This is a genomic window from Meridianimarinicoccus sp. MJW13, from assembly GCF_014901205.1.
Classification (GTDB): domain Bacteria; phylum Pseudomonadota; class Alphaproteobacteria; order Rhodobacterales; family Rhodobacteraceae; genus Meridianimarinicoccus.
Map to the genome: position 1 here is coordinate 278,955 of NZ_JACNMU010000002.1, position 23,359 is coordinate 302,313.

Consider the following 23,359-nt stretch of genomic DNA (forward strand, 5'->3'; position numbering starts at 1 on the left):
CACAGACCCGATCATGCCAGTTGCCCCGGACCGATCAACAGCCAATCCGGCCGGAAGGCCCGGCAGGTGGCGTGAAACGGAAGGAAACACTGCGATCATGGTGGCCTAAACATGTCGGGCGAGGGCCCGAAGTCCGGTTGCAGGGCGAGGGCGCGGCGGGACCGCACCCTCGGGTATCATTCGGGCGCCACGGGGGCGCGAAGCGGGCTCAGCCCAGTTCGATGGCCTTCAGCACGGCTTCGCCCAGACCGGCGGGGCTGTCCGCCACGACGATGCCAGCGGCTTGCATGGCTTCGATCTTGTCCTCGGCGCCGCCCTTGCCACCGGCAACGATCGCACCGGCATGGCCCATGCGGCGGCCCGGAGGCGCGGTGCGGCCGGCGATGAAGCCCGCGGTCGGTTTCCAGCGGCCCTTTTTCTTCTCGTCCGCCAGGAACTGCGCGGCTTCTTCTTCCGCCGAGCCACCGATTTCACCGATCATGATGATCGAGGTGGTTTCCGGGTCGGCCAGGAACATTTCCAGCACGTCGATATGCTCGGTGCCCTTGATCGGGTCGCCGCCGATGCCCACGGCCGTGGACTGGCCCAGACCGGCGTCGGAGGTCTGCTTGACCGCCTCGTAGGTCAGGGTGCCCGAGCGCGAGACCACGCCGACCGAGCCACGCTTGTGGATGTGGCCGGGCATGATGCCGATCTTGCAGGCGTCCGGGGTGATGACACCGGGGCAGTTCGGGCCGATCAGGCGCGACTTGGAGGTTTCCAGCGCTTTCTTGACCTTCATCATGTCCAGCACCGGGATGCCTTCGGTGATGCAGATGATCAGTTCCATCTCGGCGTCGATGGCTTCCAGGATCGAATCCGCAGCAAAGGGCGGCGGCACGTAGATCACCGAAGCATTGGCCGCGGTCACGTCCTTGGCTTCATGCACGGAGTTGAACACCGGCAGGTCAAGGTGGGTCGATCCGCCTTTGCCCGGCGTCACGCCGCCCACCATCTTGGTGCCATAGGCGATGGCCTGTTCGGAGTGGAAGGTCCCCTGCGAGCCGGTGAAGCCCTGGCAGATGACCTTGGTGTTTTCGTCGACAAGAACAGCCATTTTCTTAACCCTTCACCGCTTTCACGATTTTCTCGGCGCCATCGGACAGGTTGTCTGCCGCGATCACGTTCAGGCCGGAGGTGTTGATGATCTCCTTGCCTTTTTCCACGTTGGTCCCTTCCAGTCGGACAACCAGCGGCACCTGAAGACCGACTTCCTTGACCGCGCTGACCACGCCTTCCGCGATCACGTCGCAGCGCATGATGCCGCCGAAGATGTTCACCAGGATGCCTTTGACGTTCGGGTCGCTGGTGATGATCTTGAAGGCTTCGGTCACTTTCTCGGTGGTGGCGCCGCCGCCGACATCAAGGAAGTTGGCGGGCTCGGCGCCGTACAGCTTGATGATGTCCATGGTGGCCATCGCCAGGCCGGCACCGTTGACCATGCAGCCGATCTCGCCGTCCAGGGCGATGTAGTTCAGGTCGAACTTGGAAGCGGCCAGTTCCTTGGGGTCTTCTTCGGTCTCGTCGCGCAGGGCGGCGATATCGGCGTGGCGGTAGACCGCGTTGCCGTCAAAGCCGACCTTGGCGTCCAGAACCTTGAGGTTGCCCTCGTCGGTGACGATCAGCGGGTTGATCTCCAGCATCTCCATGTCCTTCTCGACGAAGGCCTTGTAGAGAATGCCCATCAGCGCCACGCACTGCTTCACCTGCGGGCCTTTCAGACCCAGCGAGAAGGCGATGCGGCGGCCGTGGAACGGCTGGTAGCCGGTGGCGGGATCGACCGAGAACGACAGGATCTTCTCGGGGGTGGCTGCGGCCACTTCCTCGATGTCCATGCCGCCTTCGGTGGAGCACACGAAGGAAATGCGCGAGGTCTGGCGATCGACCAGCAGCGCCAGGTACATCTCGGTCTCGATGCCCGAGCCGTCTTCGATGTAGATGCGGTTGACTTGCTTGCCCGCCGGGCCGGTCTGATGGGTCACAAGGGTGCGGCCCAGCATCTTCTTGGCTTCCTCGGCGGCTTCTTCCACCGATTTGGCCAGGCGCACGCCGCCCTTTTCGCCGGCGTCAGCTTCCTTGAACGAGCCCTTGCCGCGTCCGCCGGCATGGATCTGGGCTTTCACGACCCACAGCGGGCCGTCCATCTCGCTGGCAGCAGTCTTGGCATCTTCGGCCTTGAGAACGACGCGGCCGTCAGACACCGGAGCGCCGTAGTCGCGGAGGAGGGCTTTCGCCTGGTATTCATGAATGTTCATGAAACTGTCCCGTCTTGGTTCATGTGATGCGCCTGACTAACCACAGGTCATTCACAGTCGGAAACACCATTTGGTCGCACTGACGGGGTTTTAGCGGGTTTTCCGGCGTTTGTGATCACAGCCAAAAAATTAGTGATCACAAATCAATTCCCGATGCGCGGGATGATAGCGGAAACACGCATTTTCTGGCGAATCACCCAGGGGGCGTGCGGCTGCCCGGGGTTGGGGGTACGGGCCGCGTGGGTGGTTTCAGCCGCGCCTGATCCGGAACAGGTTGCCCAGCCTGCCACCCAGATCATAGGGACGGGGCACATAGCCGGTGGCGTCCGGGTTCAGGGTCCGGTCCTCGGCCAGCAGGTTTTTCACATGGCGCATGAAGGCGCGGCCATACAGCTGTTCGGGCGTGATCGGCTTGCCGTTCTTGAACCGCATGAAGCGGCTGGCGTGCAGCACGCGGGGCGCGGTCAGGCGGGAGCTTCCGTGCTGCCACAAAGCCCGGTCGCGGGAGTTGTATTCCGGCGGCAGGGTCGCGACGCGCAGGCTGCTGTCATAGATCAATTCACGCAGGACCGGTTGGTCCTTGGGCGCGCCCGCCTCCAGCGCGGCAATGCACTCCATCAGCATTTCGGTGACTTCAGGGCTGCGCCGGATGCCCAGAAGCCCGCCGTTGAACTGCGGAAAGGCATTCGGGATCGGCTTGCGCCAGGTCTTGCGCGCGAACTTCTGGTTGCGGTTCTGCACATGGGCCAGCGCCACGTCGAACCGTTCCAGAACGTCGAAGATGTCCGAGATATCGCCGACAACCACGATGTCCACATCAAGATAGACCGTGCGTTCGAACCGCGAACGCAGCAGCGCCTCGAACTTCGGCCGGAACCAGCTTTTGCCCAGGGCGTGCACCATGTCATAGGCGCTCTCGTCCACGGGACTGTCGGTATAGATGTCGATGGGGATGCCAGGAGAGGCTGCGCGCAGTGAGCGCGCAGCCCGGTCCGCGACCTTGGCAAACCGATCGCCCGAGGCTCCGAAAACGAAGCCGCAAGGGGCCGTGGCAGGTGTGCCGGTCGCGGTGGTCATGGCTTAGACCAGGGTATCGTCGATGCCCTTGCAGGCAGCCATCAGACCTTTGACGGCATCAACCGACTTGTCGAACATGACCTGTTCGTCCTTGCCAAGCTTGATGTCGATGACCTTTTCGATGCCACCGGCGCCGATCACGGTGGGCACGCCCACATACATGTCCTTCAGGCCGAATTCGCCGTTGCACTGAGCGGCACAGGGCAGGACGCGCTTCTGGTCCTTCAGGTAGCTTTCCGCCATTTCGATGGCCGAGGTGGCCGGTGCGTAGAAGGCCGATCCGGTCTTCAGCAGGCCAACGATTTCGGCGCCGCCGTCACGGGTGCGCTGCACGATGGCGTCCAGCTTTTCCTGCGTGGTCCAGCCCATGTCCACCAGGTCGGGCAGCGGGATGCCGGCGACGGTGGAATAGCGGGTCAGCGGCACCATTGTGTCGCCGTGGCCGCCCAGAACGAAGGCGGTGACGTCTTTCATCGAAACGTCGAATTCCACCGACAGGAAGTGGCGGAAACGTGCGCTGTCCAGAACGCCGGCCATGCCGCAGACCTTGTTCGCGGGCAGGCCCGAGAACTGCTGCAGGGCCCAGACCATGGCGTCCAGCGGGTTGGTGATGCAGATCACGAAGGCGTCGGGGGCGTTGTCGCGGATGCCTTCGCCGACCGATTTCATGACCTTCAGGTTGATGCCCAGCAGGTCATCGCGGCTCATGCCCGGCTTGCGCGGCACACCGGCGGTGACGATGCAGACGTCTGCGCCGGCAATATCGGCATAATCGGTGGTGCCGGTCATCGTGGCATCGAAGCCTTCGGAAGGACCGGATTCTGCAATGTCCAGGGCCTTGCCCTGCGGGATGCCGTCCGTGATGTCGAACAGAACGACGTCGCCCAGTTCTTTCAGAGCTGCGAGATGGGCAAGGGTGCCGCCAATTTGCCCCGCACCGATCAGGGCGATTTTGGGTCTGGCCATGAGTCTTGATCTCCGATCCTATGGATTGTGCGGGGTGCGTAGTCCTATTGCGACGTTGGTGCAAGTATCGCAGACGCGGCGAACCGCAGCAGTTAGCGCTCGCGTCCGGCAATAATTCCAAATAATCCGGGGGCAGTGACACACATCCGTTCGGTGGACCCATGCAATTCGACCTGTTCTTTCTTACGGTGGCCTCGGTCGGGGTGTTGGTGGCCGCGGTGTCGAAGACCGGGTTCGGCGGCGGAGCCTCTTTCGCGGCAACGCCGATCCTGGCGTTGGTGCTGGAACCGGGACTGGCGCTCAGTGTGATGCTGCCGCTTCTGATGCTGATGGATGTGACCGGGCTGAAAGCCTATTGGGGCAAGTGGAGCCTGCGCGAATTCCGCATCCTGATTGCCGGGGCGATGCCGGGCATCTTCCTGGCCGCCGCCGTCTATGGCTTTGCCGACCCGGATGTGTTCCGCTTTCTGATCGGGACCATCGCGCTGTTGTTCGTCGGATTCCAGCTGGCGGTGGCGCTGGGCTGGGTCAAGGCGCGGACCGAGCCGCTGCCGCCGCGGATCGGTCTGCTCAGCGGGCTGGGCGCCGGCTTCACCAGTTTCGTGGCTCATGCCGGCGGGCCGCCGACGCTGATGTACCTGTTGTCGCAGGGGCTGCCCAAGGTGATGTTCCAGGCCACCACCGTGGCGATGTTCTCGGTGGTCAACGCGGTCAAGGCGGCGGTCTATACCGGGCTGGGCATGTTCACGCTGGAAGGCATGACCATCGTGGTGTGGCTGGCGCCAGTGGCGGTTCTGGGCGCTGTTCTGGGGGTGTTCGCCAACCGTGTGATGCCTGACCGGCTGTTCTTCGGCATCACCTATGTTCTGCTGACCATCGCCGGGTCAAAGCTGATTTGGGATGCACTCACGTAGTGGCTAAGTAAAAATCCTTCGGAAAACACGGTCCTTGCGCATTTTTGTTGCGCACCCCCTTTGCAGTTGCGGCATAAATATGGCATGGCGCAGAAAACGAATGAGGGAATCATGGATAATCTCGCGCGCCCCTACCGGTCCGTCCTTTACATCCCCGGCTCGAACGAGCGGGCACTGGAAAAGGCCAAGACACTGCCGGTGGATGCCATCATTTTCGATCTGGAAGACGCGGTCGCCATCGACGCCAAGGACAGCGCCCGCGACACGCTGGCCGCGGCCCTGAGCGCGGGTGGATATGGTCAACGTTATCAGATCGTTCGCCTGAACGGCATGGACACGGACTGGGGCCCGAAGGATCTTGAGGTGATTGCCGCCGTCGGCCCGCAGGCGGTGCTGCTGCCCAAGGTCGGCTCGGCCGCCGAGATCGCGGCAGTGGCGGCCAGGCTGGACGCCATTCCGGCCTGCGCCGAGACCCGCATCTGGGCGATGATGGAGACCCCGCAGGGCATCCTGAACGCCGCCGATATTGCTGCGGCGCCGCGTATGGGCGGCTTCGTTATGGGCACCAACGATCTGGCCAAGGAGCTGATGACCCGCTTCCGCGCGGATCGCGAACCGCTGCTGACCTCGCTGCAACTGTGCCTGCTGGCAGCGCGTGCCGCTGGCATTGCCATCGTCGATGGTGTCTACAATGCCTTCAAGGACGAAGACGGGCTGAAGGTCGAATGCGATCAGGGCCGCGATATGGGGTTTGACGGCAAGACCCTCATCCACCCGGCGCAAGTGGCCGTCGCCAACGCTGCCTTCGCCCCGTCCGAGGCCGAGATCGACCTGTCGAAACGGCAGATCGAAGCCTTCGAGGCCGCCGAGGCCGAAGGGAAAGGTGTTGCCGTCGTCGATGGCAAGATCGTTGAAAACCTACATATCGTCACCGCCCGCCAGGTACTGGCGAAGGCGTCGGCGGTTGCAGCTCTGGAGGGCTGATCATGTTCCTTCTTATCCTGGGTCTGGCGCTGTGGATCGGCGCCCATGTGTTCAAACGGGTCGCGCCCGATCGTCGGGCTGGCCTGGGGGAGAAGGGCAAAGGTATGGTGGCGCTGGCCATCGGCGCCGGTCTGGTGCTGATGATCCTTGGCTATCGCGGCGCGGATTACATCGAAGTCTGGTCGCCGCCGACCTTTCTGACCCATGTCAACAATTTGCTGATGCTGATCTCGGTCTACTTTTTCGGCATCGGCTCGTCCAAGGGCCGGCTGGCGCAGATCGTCCGGCATCCGATGCTGACGGGCGTCAAGACCTGGGCGTTTGCGCATCTGCTGGTGAATGGCGATCTGGCCTCGATCCTGCTGTTCGGCGGGATTCTGGGCTGGGCGGTGGTGCAGGTCGTGCTGATCAACAAGGCCGAGCCGGAGTGGACCCCGCCCGCCGAGATCAGGCCGCGCGGCGACCTAGTCAACATCGGCATCTCGCTGGTGATCTATGCGGTGCTGGCCTGGGCGCACACTCTGTTTGGTCTTTCTGTTTTCGGGTGATCCATGAAAATCTATCGGTTCCTCAGCGAGGATGACACGAGCGCCTTCTGCCACAAGGTGACGGCGGCGCTGAACAAGGGATGGATGCTGCACGGCGATCCGACCTATGCCTTCGACGCGGCGCGTGGCGTGATGCGCTGCGGGCAGGCGGTCGTCAAGGATGCGCCGGGCGACTACACCCCCGACATCAAGCTGGGAGCGCAGTGATGGGCAAGACCAATCCGGGCCGGTTTTTCGAAGACTACCGCGTCGGCGAGGTAATCGCCCACGCGGTGCCGCGCACCGTGGCCGAGGGCGAGCGGGCGCTGTACCATGCGCTGTATCCGGCGCGGCATGCACTGTATTCCTCGGACATGTTCGCGCAGGATTGCGGGCTGGAAAGCGCACCGCTGGATGATCTGGCGGCTTTCCATGTGGTGTTCGGCAAGACTGTCCCCGACATTTCCCTGAATGCCGTGGCCAACCTTGGCTACGCCGAGGGCCGCTGGCTGGCGCCGGTCTGGCCCGGCGACACGCTGAATTCAGTGTCCGAGGTCATCGGGCTGAAGCAGAACTCCAACGGCAAATCGGGCGTGGTCTATGTGCGCACCACCGGCCTGAACCAGAATGGCGAGCCGGTGCTGGAATACGTGCGCTGGGTGATGGTGCGCAAACGCGACCCGGACGCCCCGGCGCCGGAAACCGTGATCCCCGCGTTGCGCACCGTGGTGGACCCGGCCGATCTGGTGATCCCCGAGGGGCTGGATTTCACCGGCTACAACTTCGCGCTGGCCGGAGAACCGCACCGCTGGGGCGACTACGAGATCGGCGAGAAGATCGACCACGTGGATGGCGTGACGCTGGAAGAGGCCGAGCACATGCTGGCCACGCGTTTGTGGCAGAACACGGCCAAGGTGCATTTCGACGCCACCTTCCGCCCCGATGGCCAGCGCCTGATCTATGGCGGGCACATCATCTCGCTGGCGCGCGCGCTGTCGTTCAACGGGCTGGCCAACGCGCAGATGATCGTCGGCCTGAACGGCGGCGCCCATGCCAACCCGGCGTTCTCGGGCCTGACCGTCAAGGCGTGGTCCGAAGTGCTGGACAAGGCCGAAACTTCCGCCCCCGGCGTCGGTGCCCTGCGCCTGCGTCTTGTGGCCACCAAGGACGGGGCCGAGCCCTTCGCGCTGAAGGGCGATGACGGCAAATACAAGCCCGAGGTCCTTCTGGATCTGGACTATTGGGCGCTGATTCCCATCTGAGGAGTCGCGCCCCGGAACGTGATCACAAAATTTTTCCTGTGATCACGTTTGCTGTCCGTTACCGCTAATTGCGCCAAAACACCGCGCCATTTGCGTGGCTTGCCGCGCTGACAGCTAGTGAAAAGCTGCTATCACCTATGCAGCAAGTGTATTCGATCCCGTGAAAGGATGACCTATGGCTGATGTGAACCGCGGATCCCGTCCGCTCTCGCCGCATCTGCAGATCTACCGTATGCCGCTGGCGGCCATTACTTCGATCCTGAACCGGATCACGGGCGTGGGTCTGCTGCTGGGCGCGCTCCTGTCCGTCTGGTGGCTGGTTGGTGCAGCGTCCGGGCCGGAGCATTTCGCCTTCGTCGACGGGATCGTCACAAGCTTCATCGGCGACCTGATCATGTTCTGCTCGGTCTGGGCGCTGTGGTATCACGCGCTGGCCGGACTTCGTCACCTTGTCTGGGACGCCGGCTATTGCCTTGAGGTCGAGATGGCCGACAAGCTGGCCTATGGCATCATCGGCGGCTCTGTCCTGCTGACCCTCATCACCGCGATCGCCGTCTGAGGAGACCGGAAAATGGCATATCTTACCGACCGCAAGCGCGCCGTGGGCATGGGCTCGGCCAAGACCGGCACCGAGAATTTCTGGCGGATGACCGTCAGCTCCTATGGCCTGCTGATCCTGACCCCGCTGTTCCTGTGCACCTTCGGGTCGCAACTGGGCCAACCCTATGAAGAGGTCCTGGCCCATTTCGCCCGCCCCTATCCGGCGGTGATCACCGCGCTGATGCTGGTGGCGGGCTTTCTGCACTTCATCCGCGGCATGCGGATGGTGATCGAGGACTACTCCCACGGCATGACGCGGGAATGGCTGATCATCGCCGTCACCTGCCTTTCCTATTTCGCCATGGGCATGGGCGTCTTCGCGCTTGTGCGGCTGGCCCTCTGATCTGACGGAGCTGACACCAAATGGCTGCTTATGAATACGAATCCCACGACTATGACGTGGTTGTCGTCGGCGCCGGTGGCGCGGGCCTGCGGGCCACGCTGGGCATGGCCGAACAGGGGCTGCGCACGGCCTGTGTGACCAAGGTCTTCCCGACCCGGTCGCACACCGTGGCGGCACAGGGGGGCATCGCTGCCTCGCTGTCCAACATGGGCCCCGACAACTGGCAGTGGCACATGTACGACACCGTGAAAGGGTCGGACTGGCTGGGCGATACGGACGCCATGGAATATCTGGCCCGCGAGGCGCCCAAGGCGGTGTACGAGCTGGAACACTACGGTGTGCCGTTTTCGCGGACCGAAGAAGGCAAGATCTACCAGCGCCCCTTCGGCGGTCACACCACCGAATTCGGCGAAGGCCCCCCCGTGCAGCGCACCTGCGCCGCGGCGGACCGGACCGGCCATGCCATCCTGCACACGCTTTATGGCCAGTCGCTGAAGAACAACGCCGAGTTCTACATCGAGTATTTCGCCATCGACCTGCTGATGAGCGACGACGGTGTCTGCCAGGGCGTGCTGTGCTGGAAGCTGGACGACGGCACCTTCCACGTGTTCAACGCCAAGATGGTGGTTCTGGCCACCGGTGGCTATGGCCGCGCCTATTTCTCGGCCACTTCGGCCCATACCTGCACCGGCGACGGTGGCGGCATGGTGGCCCGCGCCGGCCTGCCGCTGCAGGACATGGAGTTCGTGCAGTTCCACCCGACCGGCATTTATGGCTCGGGCTGCCTGATCACCGAAGGGGCGCGCGGCGAAGGCGGCTACCTGACCAACTCGGAAGGGGAGCGGTTCATGGAACGCTACGCCCCGACCTACAAGGACCTGGCCCCGCGCGACTATGTTTCCCGGTCGATGACCATGGAGATCCGCGAAGGCCGTGGCGTGGGTGCCGAGGGTGACCATATCCACCTGCACCTGAACCACCTGCCGCCCGAAACCCTGGCCGAACGCCTGCCCGGGATCTCGGAAAGCGCCAAGATCTTCGCCGGTGTCGATGTGAACAAGGAACCGATCCCGGTTCTGCCCACCGTGCATTACAACATGGGCGGTATCCCGACGAACTATTGGGGCGAGGTTCTGAACCCCACCGCCGACAACCCCACTGCCGTGGTGCCGGGCCTGATGGCCGTCGGTGAAGCGGGCTGTGCCTCGGTGCACGGGGCGAACCGCCTGGGCTCGAACTCGCTGATCGACCTGGTGGTCTTTGGCCGCGCTGCCGCGATCCGCGCCGGTGATGTGGTCGACCGCGAGGCCGCGATCCCGACCGCGCCTGCGGACAAGATCCAGAAGAGCTTCGACCGGTTCGACGGTCTGCGGTACGCGCAGGGCACCATCGGCACCGCCGAGTTGCGCCTGGAAATGCAAAAGACCATGCAGGCCGACGCCGCCGTGTTCCGCACCTCGGAAACCCTGAAGGAAGGCGTCGAGAAGATGACAGCCATCGCCGCGAAGCTGGATGACCTGAAGGTCACCGACACCTCGCTGGTGTGGAACTCGGATCTGATGGAAACGCTGGAACTGACCAACCTGATGCCGAACGCGCTGGCCACCATCACCGGGGCCGAGGCGCGTCAGGAAAGCCGTGGCGCCCATGCGCACGAGGATTTTCCGACCCGCGATGACGACAACTGGCGGGTGCACACCGTGGCGCGTGTCGACGGCATTGCCGTGGACCTGAGCTATCGCCCGGTCGTCACTGACCCGCTGTCCACCGAAGCTGAAGGCGGCATCAGCCTGGCCAAAATCGCGCCCAAGGCGCGGACGTTCTAAGGAGGCGACGATGGTACAATTTACCCTGCCCAAGAACTCCAAGATCACCACGGGCAAGACCTGGCCGAAGCCCCAGGGCGCGACCAACGTGCGCAAGTTCCAGATCTATCGCTGGAACCCGGACGACGGTCAGAACCCGCGCGTGGACACCTATTTCCTGGACATGGACACCTGCGGTCCGATGGTTCTGGATGCGCTGATCAAGATCAAGAACGAGATCGATCCGACGCTGACCTTCCGCCGGTCCTGCCGGGAAGGCATCTGCGGCTCCTGCGCGATGAACATCGACGGGACCAACACGCTGGCCTGCATCTATGGCATGGACGAGATCAAGGGCGACGTGAAGATCTACCCGCTGCCGCACATGCCGGTGGTCAAGGATCTGATCCCCGACCTGACCCATTTCTACGCCCAGCACGCCAGCATCATGCCGTGGCTGGAAACCAAGACCAACCGCCCGGCGAAAGAGTGGAAGCAATCCATCGAGGATCGCAAGAAGCTGGACGGTCTGTATGAATGCGTGATGTGCGCCTCCTGCTCGACCTCCTGCCCGAGCTATTGGTGGAACGGCGATCGCTACCTCGGCCCGGCCGCGCTGCTGCACGCCTACCGCTGGATCATCGACAGCCGCGACGAAGCCACGGGCGAGCGTCTGGACGAGCTGGAGGATCCCTTCAAGCTGTATCGCTGCCACACCATCATGAACTGTTCCAAGACCTGCCCCAAGGGGCTGAACCCGGCCAAGGCCATCGCCTCGATCAAGAAGATGATGGTCGAACGCCAGGTCTGAGGGAACGGTTCGACACGGTATTCGGGGGACGCGGCTTGTGGCCGTGTCCCCCGATTTCATTGCAACAAGGGGAACCGCCCGTGATGATGCGTCTGGGACTGATCCTGATGATCCTGGCGGCGGCCTGCTGGGTCGCCTTCGGACTGATCGGCAGCGAGGTCGACGAGAACGGCGTCCTGCAAGAACCCTTCTTCCTGCTGGGCGGTGGCTGGTTGTTGATGCTGGCCGGTGCCGGTCTGGTGCTGTTCGCACTGGTCACTCGGTTTTTCCGGAGAGGCTGAGCCATGCCCCTTCTTCTTGTCGTCGCGGTGATCGTGCTGGTCTGGATGATCCTGACCTACAAGGCGCGCCAGCGCCTGAAAGACTGCCGCTGGCGGGAAAACCACACCAAGGATACCCCCGAGGGGCGCTATTTCATCTGCATGAACTGCGGCGCGGAAACCTTTGCTGCCAACAACCTGCCGCCGCCCGTGTGCCTGCGCAAGGCACGGCGTACCCCGCGCCCCTAGATCCGACCGACATGCGTGGCACGCATGACGCCCTTGCCGACTTGGGCGATGACGTGCACGTCAGGCAGGCCTATCTTCATCGGCAGGGAGGATGTCTTGTTCTGGAGTTTCCAATGAACAATGTATCCGTGTTTCCGAAAACGCCGGCCGACAAGGCCTTGGCCATTCTGGAAGAATCGTGGTCCTACTACATGCCGGCCCCGGTCCGGACCAACGAAGAACTGCTGCGGCGCGACGCCCGTACGTTCGAGGGCTACTACGAAGCCGCCTGACCCTGCGCGGATTGCACTTGCAGCCGGAACCGATCCGGGGCGTTCTGGGGGAAACTTCCCTCTGGTGTCGCCCCGAAAGATTCCGCCCATGCCCCAACCGCCACAGGATGCCGAGGCCCGGCGCGCCGTCGCCCCGGTGATCTGCTATCCCAACCAGACCTTGCCCCGCCCCGCCTTCCGACCCGATGCTGCGCAGCGGGCGCAGTTGCACCCGGTCAGCAGCGTTACGGTGCCCGCGCGTGAGGCCGCCTGTTTTCACGTCCGCGCCGGACAGATCTTCCGCATCACCTGCACCGACGGGCCACAGGTTGGCGATCTGAACCTGTGGAATGCCCATGACCTGCACGAGCGCTTCTATTCCGGCAAGACCCGCGCCCTGCACGGCAGCCATGTCAGCAACGGCGACCGGCTCTGGTCCGGCTTTCCGACGCTGCGCCCGATGGCCACGATCACCCATGATTCGCTGGATTGGTACGGCATCGACGCCTACGGCGGTGCGGTCCACGACGTGATTGGCACCCGCTGCGATCCCTACACGCACATGCTGCTGTCGCAGGCCCCGTATCATCACTGTTGCCATTCCAACCTGACCCGCGCGCTGGCCGCCGAAACCGGCCTGTCGCTGGCCGAGGCCGAGGCGCATGTGCACGACGTTCTGAACGTCTTCATGTGCACCGGGTTCACCCGCGACACCGGCCAGTATTTCATGAAGGCAAGCCCGGTGCGGCCCGGTGATCATCTGGAGTTCTTCGCCGAGATCGATCTTCTGGGCGCGCTGTCGGCCTGTCCGGGCGGCGATTGCGGGGCGGAGCATTCCAGCGATACGGCCGCCTGTCACCCTCTGCGCGTCGATGTCTATGATCTGCCCGGGGGGGCGCTGGAGGGCTGGGCCGAACCGCCGCTCAATCCCTATGACCGCAGCCACGGCACGGAAAGCGGCGGCTGACCGGTTTCAGCCTCTGTCGTCCGAAGGGCTCAGGCGAAGGCGGCCTCCAGCGCGATCTCGACCATATCGCCAAAGCTGGATTGCCGGTCGGCGGCGCTCAGCGCTTCGTCGCGCAGCAGATGGTCCGAGATCGTCACCACCGCCAGCGCCCGCACCCCGAAGCGTGCGGCGAGGTTGTACAGTTCGGCCGCTTCCATCTCGACGGCAAGGATGCCGTGGCGGGTCATGATCTCGTTCAGATCGGGGCGTTCGTCATAGAACACATCCGATGAATAGATCCCGCCCACATGGGTGGCCGCCCCGCGCGCGGCGGCGGCCTCTTCCGCGGCTTTCAGCAGGCCATAGTCAGCACATGGGGCAAAGTTGATGTCCTTGAAGAACCCGCGCGAGGGCGTCGACAGGGTGGTTGCGGTCATCGCCAGCACCACGTCGCGCAGGTTTACATGGGTCTGCATCGCCCCGGCCGAGCCGATGCGGATCAGGGTCTTTGCGCCATAGGTCGAGATCAGCTCGTTGGCATAGATCGACAGCGACGGCATCCCCATGCCCGAGCCGTGGATCGTCACCCGGTTGCCGCGCCATGTGCCGGTGAAGCCCAGCATGCCGCGCACCTCGTTGATGCAGACCGGGTCGTCAAGAAAGGTCTCGGCGGCCCATTTCGCGCGCAGCGGGTCGCCGGGCAACAGGACGGTTTCTGCGATATCGCCGGGGGCGGCGCCAATATGAACGGTCATCGGGGGCTCCGTGGTTCGGGAAAGAGGGGCAGGGTCAGTTCTGGTCAATTGGTGAGAAGAAGCGGCCTTCAGTGGCGTCCCAGACCATCGCCTCGACGCAGGCGTTGACGTTGGTGCCGCCGCAGGCGCTGCCGTGGATCTGGATCAGCACCGTGCGCAGCGGGCCCAGGTCGGTGACGTCCCAGCCCTTGGACAGGCGCGAGGTGACCACCCCGTCGACCAGAAGGTTCAGCCCGCAGCCGCCGGTGCCGCAATACAACGAGGCGGCCGAGGAGCACCGCAGGTGAAATTCATCCAGTACCCAGTCGTCTTCGCCATTGCCGGTCAGGTCGACACGCTGGATGGCGTCGGCCTCCAGTTCCAGCGTGCCGCTCTCGAATCCCTCGCAGTCGGTGACGCGTTCCGACAGCACGGCGCGCAGCGGGTCGGGCAATTCGGTTTCGGCCCGCGCAGCGGCGGCAGACAGGCAAAGGGAAAGGATCAGGGAAAGGCGGATCATGGCAGGCTCGCATCCAGAAGTGTTTGCGGCAGCTTACCGAATTCCCGGCGCGCCAAAAGCGAAAACCCCGCCCAGAGGGCGGGGTCTTGCCGTGGCCGGGTGCCGGATCTACTCCGCCGCGACGGCGGCCGGGTCGGCCAGTTCCACGATATCGACCATGATGCGGTTCAGTTCGAAGTCCTTGGGGGTATAGACCTTGGCCACCCCCATCGCCAGCAGGCGCTTGGCGTCGTCGTCGGGAATGATGCCGCCGACCAGAACCGGAATGTGGGTCAGCCCTTCGGCCTTCACCTTTTCCATGAAGCTTTCGACCAACGGGATATGGCTGCCCGACAGGATCGACAGGCCGATCACATGGGGATCTTCGCGCTTGGCGGCGGCGATCAATTCGTCCGGTGTCAGGCGGATGCCCTCATAGTCGATTTCCATTCCGCAATCACGGGCGCGGAAGGCGATCTGCTCGGCGCCGTTGGAATGGCCGTCCAGTCCGGGCTTGCCCATCAGGAACTTCAGGCGGCGGCCCAGCTTGTCAGAGATCGCATCGACCGAGGCGCGGATATCGTCCAGCCCTTCGGTCTTGTTGGACACGGACCGCGACACGCCGGTGGGGCCGCGATACTGGCCAAAGACCTGGCGCATGGTTTCGGCCCATTCGCCGGTGGTGACGCCGGCCTTGGCGGCGGTGATCGAGGGTTCCATGATGTTGGTGCCATCCCTGGCCGCTGCGCGCAGGGCGGCCAGCGCGGATTTGACGGCATTGGCATCGCGCGAGGCGCGCCAGTCGTTCAGGCGACCGATCTGTTCGGCTTCGACCGCCGGATCGACGGTCATGATGCCGCCGTCCGCATCCATCAGCGGCGAGGGTTCGCCCTGCGTCCACTTGTTGACGCCCACGACGATGGTGTCGCCCTTTTCGATGCCGCCCAGCCGTTCGGCATTGGCGGTGACCAGTTGCGACTTCATGTATTCGATGGCCGAAACCGCGCCGCCCATGGCGTCGATATTGGCCAGCTCGGCCCGCGCGCCCTGCTTCAGCTCTTCGACCTTGTTCTCGACCGCCGGGTTGTGATCGAACAGGTCGGCGTATTCCAGCAGGTCGGTCTCATAGGCCATGATCTGCTGCATGCGCAGCGACCATTGCTGGTCGAAGGGGCGGGGCAGGCCAAGCGCCTCGTTCCACGCGGGAAGCTGCACGGCGCGGGCGCGGGCCTTTTTCGACAGGGTGACGGCCAGCATCTCGATCAGGATGCGGTAGACGTTGTTTTCGGGCTGCTGTTCGGTCAGCCCCAGCGAGTTCACCTGCACGCCATAGCGGAAGCGGCGGAACTTGGCATCGCCGACGTGGTAGCGGTGGGCGCAAAGCTCGTCCCACAGATCGACGAAGGCGCGCATCTTGCACATCTCGGTGACGAAGCGGATGCCGGCGTTCACGAAGAAGGAAATCCGCCCCACGACCTGCGGAAAATCCTCGGCTGGCACCTTGTCCTTGACGTCATCCAGCACCGCGCAGGCGGTGGCCAGCGCAAAGGCCAGTTCCTGCTCGGGCGTGGCCCCGGCCTCTTGCAGGTGATAGGAACACACGTTCATCGGGTTCCACTTGGGCACATTGGTATAGCAATAGGCGGCCACATCGGTGATCAGCCGCAACGACGGCTTGGGCGGGCAGATATAGGTGCCCCGGCTGAGATATTCCTTGATGATGTCATTCTGCACCGTGCCTTGCAGCTTGGTGATGTCGGCGCCCTGTTCCTCGGCCACCGCGATATACAGCGCCAGCAGCCAGGGCGCCGTGGCGTTGATGGTCATCGAGGTGTTCATCTGTTCCAGCGGGATATTGTCGAACAGGGCGCGCATGTCGCCCAGATGCGACACCGGCACGCCGACCTTGCCAACCTCGCCGCGCGCCAGTTCGTGATCGCTGTCATAGCCGGTCTGGGTCGGCAGGTCGAAGGCCACCGACAGCCCGGTCTGCCCCTTGGCAAGGTTGTTGCGGTAAAGCGCGTTCGACGCCTTGGCCGTGGAATGCCCCGCGTAGGTGCGGAAGAGCCAGGGGCGATCTTTTTTCACTTCACTCATATCTCGTCTCGCGTCTTGGGGTCGGTAATTTATGTGCGTCCGCGACTGCATATCTGGAATTTTATGACCTTGTCAATTCGCTGCGTTGCGGCGGTACACGTTACCTATACGGGGAAAAATCGCTCGGTTCACGGGATTTGGCGCCGCAGTGGTGCTGCAACTGCCAAAAGGTCGAAGTTTTTGGCCAATCGCTTGCCTGCTATATGTTTTAGCTCCTCGCGACGCAGGCATGATGAGACATAATCTTTCATTTTTCGCGCGAACGGTGTTGCGAAGTTGCGCAAAGGGCAGTATCCCGACCAGACACCGCCCATTGATTCTGCGATGCGGCAATTATGTGGACCAGCTTGGAGGCTTTGATGGCTCTCGATACACATTCGGCGATTGCGGAATATGACGCCCCGCAGAAGGACCTGTACGAAATCGGCGAGATGCCCCCGATGGGATATGTGCCCAAGCAGATGTACGCTTGGGCCATCCGTCGCGAGCGTCACGGCGAGCCGGACAAGTCCTTCCAGGTCGAGGTCGTCGATGTTCCGGTCTTGGACAGCCACGAGGTTCTGGTGCTCGTGATGGCCGCCGGCGTGAACTACAACGGCATCTGGGCCGGACTGGGCGTTCCGATCAGCCCCTTCGACAGCCATGGTGAAGACTACCACATCGCCGGTTCCGATGCCTCGGGCATCGTCTGGGCCGTGGGCGACAAGGTAAAGAGCTGGAAAGTGGGCGACGAGGTCGTGATCCACTGCAACCAGGACGATGGCGATGACGAGGAATGCAACGGCGGCGACCCGATGTATTCGCCCAGCCAGCGGATCTGGGGTTATGAAACGCCGGACGGATCCTTTGCCCAGTTCACCAACGTGCAGGCCCAGCAGCTGCTGCCGCGCCCGCGTCACCTGACCTGGGAAGAAAGCGCCTGCTACACGCTGACGCTGGCCACCGCTTACCGGATGCTGTTCGGCCATCACCCGCACGAATTGAAGCCGGGCCAGAACGTTCTGGTCTGGGGCGCCTCGGGCGGTCTGGGCTCTTTCGCGATCCAGCTGGCCAATGCCGCCGGGGCCAACGCCATCGGCGTGATCTCGGACGAGGACAAGCGCGAGTTTGTCATGAGCCTGGGTGCCAAGGGCGTTTTGAACCGCAAGGACTTTGACTGCTGGGGTCAACTGCCCACGGTGAACACGCCGGAATACAACACCTGGTTCAAGGAAGCCCGCAAGTTCGGCAAGGCGATCTGGGACATCACCGGCAAGGGCAACAACGTCGACATGGTGTTCGAACACCCGGGCGAAGCGACTTTCCCGGTCTCCACCTTCGTGGTGAAGAAGGGCGGCATGGTCGTGATCTGCGCCGGCACCTCGGGCTTCAACTGTACCTTCGACGTGCGTTACATGTGGATGCACCAGAAGCGCCTTCAGGGCTCGCACTTCGCGCATCTCAAGCAGGCGGCGGCCGCCAACAAGCTGATGATCGAGCGGCGCATCGATCCCTGCATGTCCGAGGTTTTCCCCTGGGAAGAGATCCCCGACGCCCACATCATGATGCTGCGCAACCAGCACAAGCCGGGCAACATGGCCGTTCTGGTGCAGGCCCCGAAAACCGGGCTGCGCACTTTCGAGGACACTCTGGAAGCCGGCAAGAGCTGAGCACGCCCCCCAAATCCTGATGACATTCGCACCGCCCCGGTTTCCGGGGCGGTTTGCGTTTCCACTGAAGCGGTTTACGGAATATCAACAGGTTAAACTCGCCAACCTCCCTATTTCTGGGGGGCACAAAGCGGTGAGTGTGTCACGATTTTCAGGCGTGTTACGGTGTTGTTAATGAATTCTTCAAGTCTTGGGGACGGATCCATGGATGCAGATTGGATGATCGATGTTCTGGCAGACCTGAAGAAGTTTGCGCGCCACAACCAGTTTTTGGAGTTGGCGGAGCAACTTGATGATACCATGATGGTGGCCGCTACGGAAATTCGGCGTAACAAGGTCAGGGACGTATGTCGGGCACGGGGTCATGAAGGAAAAGCTGGAGACGCTCATTAGCAGCCTGGAAGAGGCAACGACACGGGGAGATCTGCAGGATGTCGTTGTCAGGCTTCGCGATCTCTACGATGTGGATCACGTTGTTTACCATTCGGTCAACCGGGCTGGAGAACAATACGCAGCACTCACCTATGACGCCTCATGGGTGGATCGCTATATCGAGCGGGACTATGCGCGCATCGATCCGGTGGTGCAGGGCTGCTATCAGCGGTTCAACCCGGTGGATTGGAAACAGCTGGACTGGACCGGCGCCAAGGCACGGAACTTCATGGGCGAGGCTGCTGACGCCGGGATCGGAAACCAGGGGCTTTCGGTGCCGATCCGCGGACCAAACGGACAGTTCGCCCTGTTTACGGCCTCCAGCAATGCAAGCGACAGGACCTGGGCGAATTACAGCCGGTCCAATGTATCGGATCTGATTCTCGTGGCCCATTTCATCAATCAGAAAGCCCTTGAGATCGACAACGGCACCGATGTTCAGAAATCGGCCAGCCTGTCGCCCCGCGAGATCGACACGCTCAGCCTACTTGCAGTGGGCTACTCCCGCGCACAAGCCGCCGAAAGCCTGTGTATCTCGGAACACACGCTGCGGGTCTATATCGAATCCGCGCGGTTCAAACTGGGAGCGCAGAACACGACCCACGCCGTCGCCCGCGCCATCGCCCGCGGCCTGATTGTCGTCTGAACGAAGTTTTAACATTTCGTTAACGCACCGTACGGTGCGATTAACTCTGGTTAACCAGCGGTTGAACACCCTGAGCCCGTCAACACAGCGGACTGGGGATAAACATGCTGAGATACTTGTTTTCGAACGAACTGAACCATCACCCGAAGCTGCGCGATTCCATGTTTCAGGATCGCGCCGATCAGTTCCACACGCGTTTGGGCTGGGATGTATCCATCGACGATCATGGCGAGGAGCGTGACGAATACGACGCGATAAACCCGCTCTACGTGATCTGGGAAGAGCCTGACGGCAGCCATGGCGGCTCGATGCGGTTCCTGCCCACGTCGGGGCCGAACATGCTCGACGATCACTTTCGCAACCTTCTGGACGGGGCCCGGATCCGCAATTCGCAGATCTGGGAGTGCACCCGCTTCTGCCTTGCGCGCAACGCTGCTCCTCAGGTGTCGGCAGCGCTGATGCTGGGCGGCTGCGAGGTCGGCCTGGGCTTCGATCTGACCTTCTCGATCGGGGTGTTCGATGCCCGCATGGTGCGCATCTATCGCCGCCTGGGCTGGTCGCCGCTGGTGGTGGGCACGCAAGGCGAGGGCCGCGAGGCGATCAGCGCGGGCTTGTGGAGTTTCTCGGAAAGCCGCGCGGAAACCCTGTGTGACAAGGCCGGTATCCCGCGGGCCCAGTCGCGCCTGTGGTTCCACCTGTCGCGGCATCAGGCGCGGATCGAACTGGCGCACACCGCCTGAGTGCTGGTGCCCGTCGCGGTCCCGGACTAGGGTCCGGACATGAATGCCGTGACCGATATTGTCCTGTCCGAAGATCAGGATGCCGCTTTTGCGCGGGTGACCGAAGTCCTTGCCGCCGCCGGGATTGACCTGGCAGGCGGGGGGCTTGGCCCCCCGGCGTCCAAGGGCGATCAGACGCTGGCCGTTCTGGGCAAGGCGGGTTCGGGCAAGACCGTGCTTCTGGCAAAGCTCTACCACGCCATGGAGGCCGCGGGCGTCGAGATCGTCTCGGGCGATTACGAGGGCCGGCGCCGCAAGGAGCGGCGCACCCTTGCCATTCTGGCGCCCACCAACAAGGCGGCCTCGGTCCTGCGCAACCGGGGCGTTCCGGCGACGACGATCCACCGGGTGCTCTACACGCCGGTCTATGATCCCGAATACGAGAAAATCGCCGAATGGCTGGCAGGGCGCGGCCCGCGGCCGGAAACCGAGGTTCTGGACGACACCGCGCTGGACCGCGCCAAGGCGTTTTACGACCTGCACAAGTCGGTGCCGGGGGCGCTGGCTTCGGCCGGATTGCGCGGATCGGACTTCATCACTGGCTGGAAACGCCGCGAAGAGCCGCTGGACATCGGATTCGTCGATGAAAGTTCGATGCTGGACGCGCGACAATTTGACGACCTGAAAGAAATTTTTCCAACTTTGGTGCTGTTTGGCGACCCTGCGCAGCTGGCGCCGGTGGGACAATCGGGCGAAATGGTCTTCGACAAGCTGCCGGAACCGCGCCAACTGGTGCTGAGTCGCATTCACCGACAGGAACGGGACAACCCGATTCTCGATCTTGCCCACGCGTTGAGTGATCCGGACGTGGGATTTGAACAGTTCGAGAGGATGATAGACGATGCCGCCCGCCGCGACGATCGCGTTGTGGTTGCGGGAAGGGTCGAGGCCGATCTGATGGCGCGCTCGCCGGTGCTGGTCTGGCGCAACGCCACCCGCGTGCGGCTGATCCAGGCGTTCCGCAAGGCGCATGACGCGCCCGACGACAGCCTGTTGCCCGGCGAACCGCTGATCTGCGACGGGCTGGAACTGCCCCTGAAGCATCGCAAGAAGCGGCTGGACCTTGAGGCACGGGGACTGATCAAGGGCGCGCAGGTGATCTACCTGGGGCAGGGGCGCCGTCCGGGGTTTTCCCGGTTGCATGTGCTGGGCGCGCCCGAGCCGCAGGTCTCGGCGGCTTCGATCATCAAGATCGAACATCCCGATGAGGAAGAACCCTTCATCCCCTTCGCGGCCCGCATGGGGGCGGCCTTCCTGCACGGCGCGGCGGTAACCATCCACAAGGCGCAGGGCTCGCAATGGTCCGAGGTTCAGGTCTTCGGACCCGACATCTATGCCGCCTATCGCGCGGGGCGAACCGAGGCGGGGCTGCCGCTGTGGAAGCGGTTGGCCTATGTGGCGATCACCCGCGCCGAGACGCGGCTGCACTGGGTAATGCGGTATCGGCTGGGCAAGCCCACGGTGCCGCTGGGTACCGATGATCTGACGGTGCCGCCAGCGCCCGACCTGATCCGCGAGATCGACCCGACCCTATCGCTGGAACATCCGGAAGGCGGCTGAGGCCAGCCAACCCGCCGCGATGGCGATGACCAGCGACATGATCCCGTAGGCCAGTGGCCGTTCATGCGCGAGGTTGTACAGCCAGCGTTCCATCCCGACCTTGTGCACCTCGATCGTGGTGTCATAGCGATCTACGACCGCGCCGTCGCGGACAAGGAAGATCCGCATGGAATAAATGCCTTCGACAAGGTTTGCGGGCAGGTCGAGCGAGGTGCGGAACAGCGTCTCCTGATCCAGCGCCACGCCGGTTTCATGCTGCTGATACAGGTCGGCCTCGCTGCGAATGCGCACCAGCGCATCGGTGAACACGTCCAGTTCGGGCGCGGCATGGGCCGGGCCAACCGTGGTCATCACGTAGTCGACCGAGATGATGTGATGCTGGTCGTCGTCCATGTTCAGGATCTGATCCAGCGGCCGGGTGCTGGCCACCGCGTAGAAGCTGGGCGCGTGCAGCAGGTGGACCGAGTCGGTGTTGACCCAGATGCCCATGCGCCGTTCCTTGCGGCGGATATCCAGCGGGCCGGGTGGGCCGGACACGGTGATGATGACATCCAGATCGGAATCCTGCGGCAGCGGTTCCTCGCGCTTCACGGCGCCGAAGATCAACAGCGACGAGCCGTCGAAGGTGGCGGTGATGGCAACTTCGTCCTGGCTGAGGCCTAGAACCACCTTTTCGGCGCCGGCGGGCAGTGCCCACAGCAGCGTGGCGATGATCAGCAGGCGCAGCATCAGTGCCCGCCCTCGGTGCCGATGGAATACAGTTCGGACGGCTCGATCAGCAGGTCGAGACCCAGTTTGAAGCACACGAGCAGCACCATGCCCGCCAGCAGGATGCGCAGTTGTTCAGCCTTCATCCGGGTGCCGATGCGGGTGCCGATCTGGGCGCCGATGACACCGCCGACCAGCAGCAGGACCGCCAGAACCACGTCCACGGTATAGTTGGTGGTGGCGTGCAGAAGGGTCGAGAAGCCGGTGACGAAAATGATCTGGAACAGCGAGGTGCCAACCACCACCTTGGTGGGCATTCCCAGCAGATAGATCATCGCGGGCACCATGATGAAACCGCCGCCGACACCCATGATCGCCGACAGCACTCCGACGAACAGGCCGACCAGAAGCGGCGGGATGACCGAGATATACAGGCCCGAGGTGCGGAACTTGATCTTCAGCGGCAGTGCCTGCACCCAGGCCGCGCGCCGCCGTCTGGGGGCCGGGGCGCCGACCCGGCGCGCCTTGCGGATCGAGTTCAGGCTTTCGACGAACATCAGCCCGCCGATCACGCCCAGAAACACCACGTAGCAGAGCTTCACCAGAAGATCGACCTGGCCCATTTCCTTGAGCAGGGCAAAGACCTTCACCCCCAGTGCCGCGCCGATCAGGCCGCCGGTCAGCAGCACGACGCCCATCCTCAGGTCCACCGTCTTGCGCCTGAAATGCGCCAGCACACCCGAGAAGGAGGAGGCAACGATCTGGTTCGCCTCGGTCGCCACGGCCACCGCGGGGGGGATGCCGATGAAGAACAGCAATGGTGTCATCAGAAAGCCGCCGCCGACCCCGAACATGCCCGACAGCACGCCCACCAGTCCGCCCAGCCCAAGCAGCAGGAACGCGTTGACCGAAACTTCGGCGATGGGAAGATAGATTTGCATGGCGCGACAATAGTGACCCTTGCGA

Annotated in this window: 27 protein-coding genes; 18 read left to right on the forward strand and 9 right to left on the reverse strand. The window is 63.2% G+C overall.

Annotation, left to right across the window (positions count from 1 at the left end):
- Positions 1-208 precede the first annotated feature (208 nt).
- From sucD to mdh, 4 genes are all read right to left on the reverse strand, one after another.
- Complete coding sequence (gene sucD / locus H8B03_RS04305; protein ID WP_193140500.1) at positions 209-1,096, reverse strand: succinate--CoA ligase subunit alpha; 888 nt, start codon at positions 1,094-1,096, stop codon at positions 209-211.
- A 4-nt stretch (positions 1,097-1,100) separates the two neighbouring features.
- Positions 1,101-2,294, reverse strand: coding sequence for an ADP-forming succinate--CoA ligase subunit beta (sucC, locus tag H8B03_RS04310; RefSeq protein WP_193140501.1), 1,194 nt, complete (start codon positions 2,292-2,294; stop codon positions 1,101-1,103).
- A 249-nt stretch (positions 2,295-2,543) separates the two neighbouring features.
- The gene (locus H8B03_RS04315) at positions 2,544-3,371 is read right to left on the reverse strand and encodes a glycosyltransferase (protein WP_193140502.1); all 828 of its coding nucleotides are present in this window, start codon (positions 3,369-3,371) and stop codon (positions 2,544-2,546) included.
- Positions 3,372-3,374: 3 nt separating this feature from the next.
- On the reverse strand, positions 3,375-4,337 hold the full coding sequence (mdh, locus tag H8B03_RS04320; protein WP_193140503.1) for a malate dehydrogenase: 963 nt from the start codon (positions 4,335-4,337) through the stop codon (positions 3,375-3,377).
- Between the two features lie 161 nt (positions 4,338-4,498).
- On the opposite strand from mdh, the gene H8B03_RS04325 reads away from it, so the two are divergent.
- The 13 genes from H8B03_RS04325 (at position 4,499) to H8B03_RS04385 (ending at position 13,310) form a co-directional block, all read left to right on the forward strand.
- Positions 4,499-5,251, forward strand: coding sequence for a sulfite exporter TauE/SafE family protein (locus tag H8B03_RS04325; RefSeq protein ID WP_193140504.1), 753 nt, complete (start codon positions 4,499-4,501; stop codon positions 5,249-5,251).
- 111 nt (positions 5,252-5,362) lie between these two features.
- Positions 5,363-6,235, forward strand: a complete 873-nt coding sequence (locus tag H8B03_RS04330) for a CoA ester lyase (protein ID WP_193140505.1) — start codon at positions 5,363-5,365, stop codon at positions 6,233-6,235.
- A 2-nt stretch (positions 6,236-6,237) separates the two neighbouring features.
- Positions 6,238-6,783, forward strand: a complete 546-nt coding sequence (locus H8B03_RS04335; protein WP_193140506.1) for an NnrU family protein — start codon at positions 6,238-6,240, stop codon at positions 6,781-6,783.
- A gap of 3 nt (positions 6,784-6,786) precedes the next feature.
- The gene (locus H8B03_RS04340) at positions 6,787-6,990 is read left to right on the forward strand and encodes a DUF1737 domain-containing protein (RefSeq protein WP_193140507.1); all 204 of its coding nucleotides are present in this window, start codon (positions 6,787-6,789) and stop codon (positions 6,988-6,990) included.
- Positions 6,990-8,024 (forward strand): MaoC family dehydratase, encoded by a 1,035-nt coding sequence (locus H8B03_RS04345; protein WP_193140508.1) that lies wholly within the window; start codon positions 6,990-6,992, stop codon positions 8,022-8,024. The genes H8B03_RS04340 and H8B03_RS04345 overlap by 1 nt, the downstream gene beginning before the upstream one ends.
- 175 nt (positions 8,025-8,199) lie before the next feature.
- Positions 8,200-8,583, forward strand: a complete 384-nt coding sequence (sdhC, locus tag H8B03_RS04350) for a succinate dehydrogenase, cytochrome b556 subunit (protein WP_193140509.1) — start codon at positions 8,200-8,202, stop codon at positions 8,581-8,583.
- Positions 8,584-8,595: 12 nt separating this feature from the next.
- Positions 8,596-8,967 carry a succinate dehydrogenase, hydrophobic membrane anchor protein gene (sdhD, locus tag H8B03_RS04355; RefSeq protein ID WP_193140510.1) on the forward strand — a complete coding sequence of 124 codons (372 nt, stop codon included), beginning with the start codon at positions 8,596-8,598 and terminating at the stop codon, positions 8,965-8,967.
- 20 nt (positions 8,968-8,987) lie between these two features.
- A complete protein-coding gene (sdhA, locus tag H8B03_RS04360; RefSeq protein ID WP_193140511.1) occupies positions 8,988-10,793 on the forward strand; it encodes a succinate dehydrogenase flavoprotein subunit in 1,806 nt (601 codons plus the stop codon).
- A 10-nt stretch (positions 10,794-10,803) separates the two neighbouring features.
- Entirely contained in the window at positions 10,804-11,583 is a 780-nt protein-coding gene (locus tag H8B03_RS04365; RefSeq protein WP_193140512.1) for a succinate dehydrogenase iron-sulfur subunit, read from the forward strand.
- Positions 11,584-11,666: 83 nt separating this feature from the next.
- On the forward strand, positions 11,667-11,864 hold the full coding sequence (locus H8B03_RS04370) for a DUF3955 domain-containing protein (protein WP_193140513.1): 198 nt from the start codon (positions 11,667-11,669) through the stop codon (positions 11,862-11,864).
- Positions 11,865-11,867: 3 nt separating this feature from the next.
- Complete coding sequence (locus H8B03_RS04375) at positions 11,868-12,092, forward strand: hypothetical protein (protein WP_193140514.1); 225 nt, start codon at positions 11,868-11,870, stop codon at positions 12,090-12,092.
- Between the two features lie 113 nt (positions 12,093-12,205).
- Positions 12,206-12,364: a hypothetical protein gene (locus tag H8B03_RS04380; protein ID WP_193140515.1), complete on the forward strand. Its 159-nt coding sequence runs from the start codon at positions 12,206-12,208 to the stop codon at positions 12,362-12,364.
- An 88-nt stretch (positions 12,365-12,452) separates the two neighbouring features.
- A complete protein-coding gene (locus H8B03_RS04385; RefSeq protein WP_193140516.1) occupies positions 12,453-13,310 on the forward strand; it encodes a DUF1989 domain-containing protein in 858 nt (285 codons plus the stop codon).
- Positions 13,311-13,339: 29 nt separating this feature from the next.
- Here H8B03_RS04385 and deoD read toward each other — a convergent pair whose 3' ends face one another.
- From deoD to H8B03_RS04400, 3 genes are all read right to left on the reverse strand, one after another.
- On the reverse strand, positions 13,340-14,044 hold the full coding sequence (deoD, locus tag H8B03_RS04390; RefSeq protein WP_193140517.1) for a purine-nucleoside phosphorylase: 705 nt from the start codon (positions 14,042-14,044) through the stop codon (positions 13,340-13,342).
- A 34-nt stretch (positions 14,045-14,078) separates the two neighbouring features.
- Positions 14,079-14,543 carry a hypothetical protein gene (locus H8B03_RS04395; protein ID WP_193140518.1) on the reverse strand — a complete coding sequence of 155 codons (465 nt, stop codon included), beginning with the start codon at positions 14,541-14,543 and terminating at the stop codon, positions 14,079-14,081.
- A gap of 108 nt (positions 14,544-14,651) precedes the next feature.
- The gene (locus H8B03_RS04400) at positions 14,652-16,619 is read right to left on the reverse strand and encodes a protein meaA (protein WP_193140519.1); all 1,968 of its coding nucleotides are present in this window, start codon (positions 16,617-16,619) and stop codon (positions 14,652-14,654) included.
- Positions 16,620-16,978: 359 nt separating this feature from the next.
- Between H8B03_RS04400 and ccrA the strand changes: the two genes are divergently transcribed.
- The 5 genes from ccrA (at position 16,979) to H8B03_RS04425 (ending at position 21,685) form a co-directional block, all read left to right on the forward strand.
- Complete coding sequence (ccrA, locus tag H8B03_RS04405; protein ID WP_193140520.1) at positions 16,979-18,268, forward strand: crotonyl-CoA carboxylase/reductase; 1,290 nt, start codon at positions 16,979-16,981, stop codon at positions 18,266-18,268.
- Positions 18,269-18,487: 219 nt separating this feature from the next.
- Positions 18,488-18,661 carry a hypothetical protein gene (locus H8B03_RS04410; RefSeq protein ID WP_193140521.1) on the forward strand — a complete coding sequence of 58 codons (174 nt, stop codon included), beginning with the start codon at positions 18,488-18,490 and terminating at the stop codon, positions 18,659-18,661.
- Positions 18,633-19,346, forward strand: a complete 714-nt coding sequence (locus tag H8B03_RS04415) for a LuxR family transcriptional regulator (RefSeq protein ID WP_193140522.1) — start codon at positions 18,633-18,635, stop codon at positions 19,344-19,346. Before H8B03_RS04410 ends, H8B03_RS04415 begins: the two co-directional genes overlap by 29 nt.
- Before the next feature lie 104 nt (positions 19,347-19,450).
- Positions 19,451-20,086, forward strand: a complete 636-nt coding sequence (locus H8B03_RS04420; RefSeq protein WP_193140523.1) for an acyl-homoserine-lactone synthase — start codon at positions 19,451-19,453, stop codon at positions 20,084-20,086.
- Between the two features lie 39 nt (positions 20,087-20,125).
- The gene (locus H8B03_RS04425; RefSeq protein WP_193140524.1) at positions 20,126-21,685 is read left to right on the forward strand and encodes an ATP-dependent RecD-like DNA helicase; all 1,560 of its coding nucleotides are present in this window, start codon (positions 20,126-20,128) and stop codon (positions 21,683-21,685) included.
- Here the strand turns inward: H8B03_RS04425 and H8B03_RS04430 are convergent.
- Together H8B03_RS04430 and H8B03_RS04435 are read right to left on the reverse strand one after the other, a co-directional pair.
- Positions 21,656-22,414: a TIGR02186 family protein gene (locus H8B03_RS04430; protein ID WP_193140525.1), complete on the reverse strand. Its 759-nt coding sequence runs from the start codon at positions 22,412-22,414 to the stop codon at positions 21,656-21,658. The genes H8B03_RS04425 and H8B03_RS04430 overlap by 30 nt on opposite strands.
- Positions 22,414-23,334 (reverse strand): sulfite exporter TauE/SafE family protein, encoded by a 921-nt coding sequence (locus H8B03_RS04435; protein WP_193140526.1) that lies wholly within the window; start codon positions 23,332-23,334, stop codon positions 22,414-22,416. Before H8B03_RS04435 ends, H8B03_RS04430 begins: the two co-directional genes overlap by 1 nt.
- Positions 23,335-23,359 lie beyond the last annotated feature (25 nt).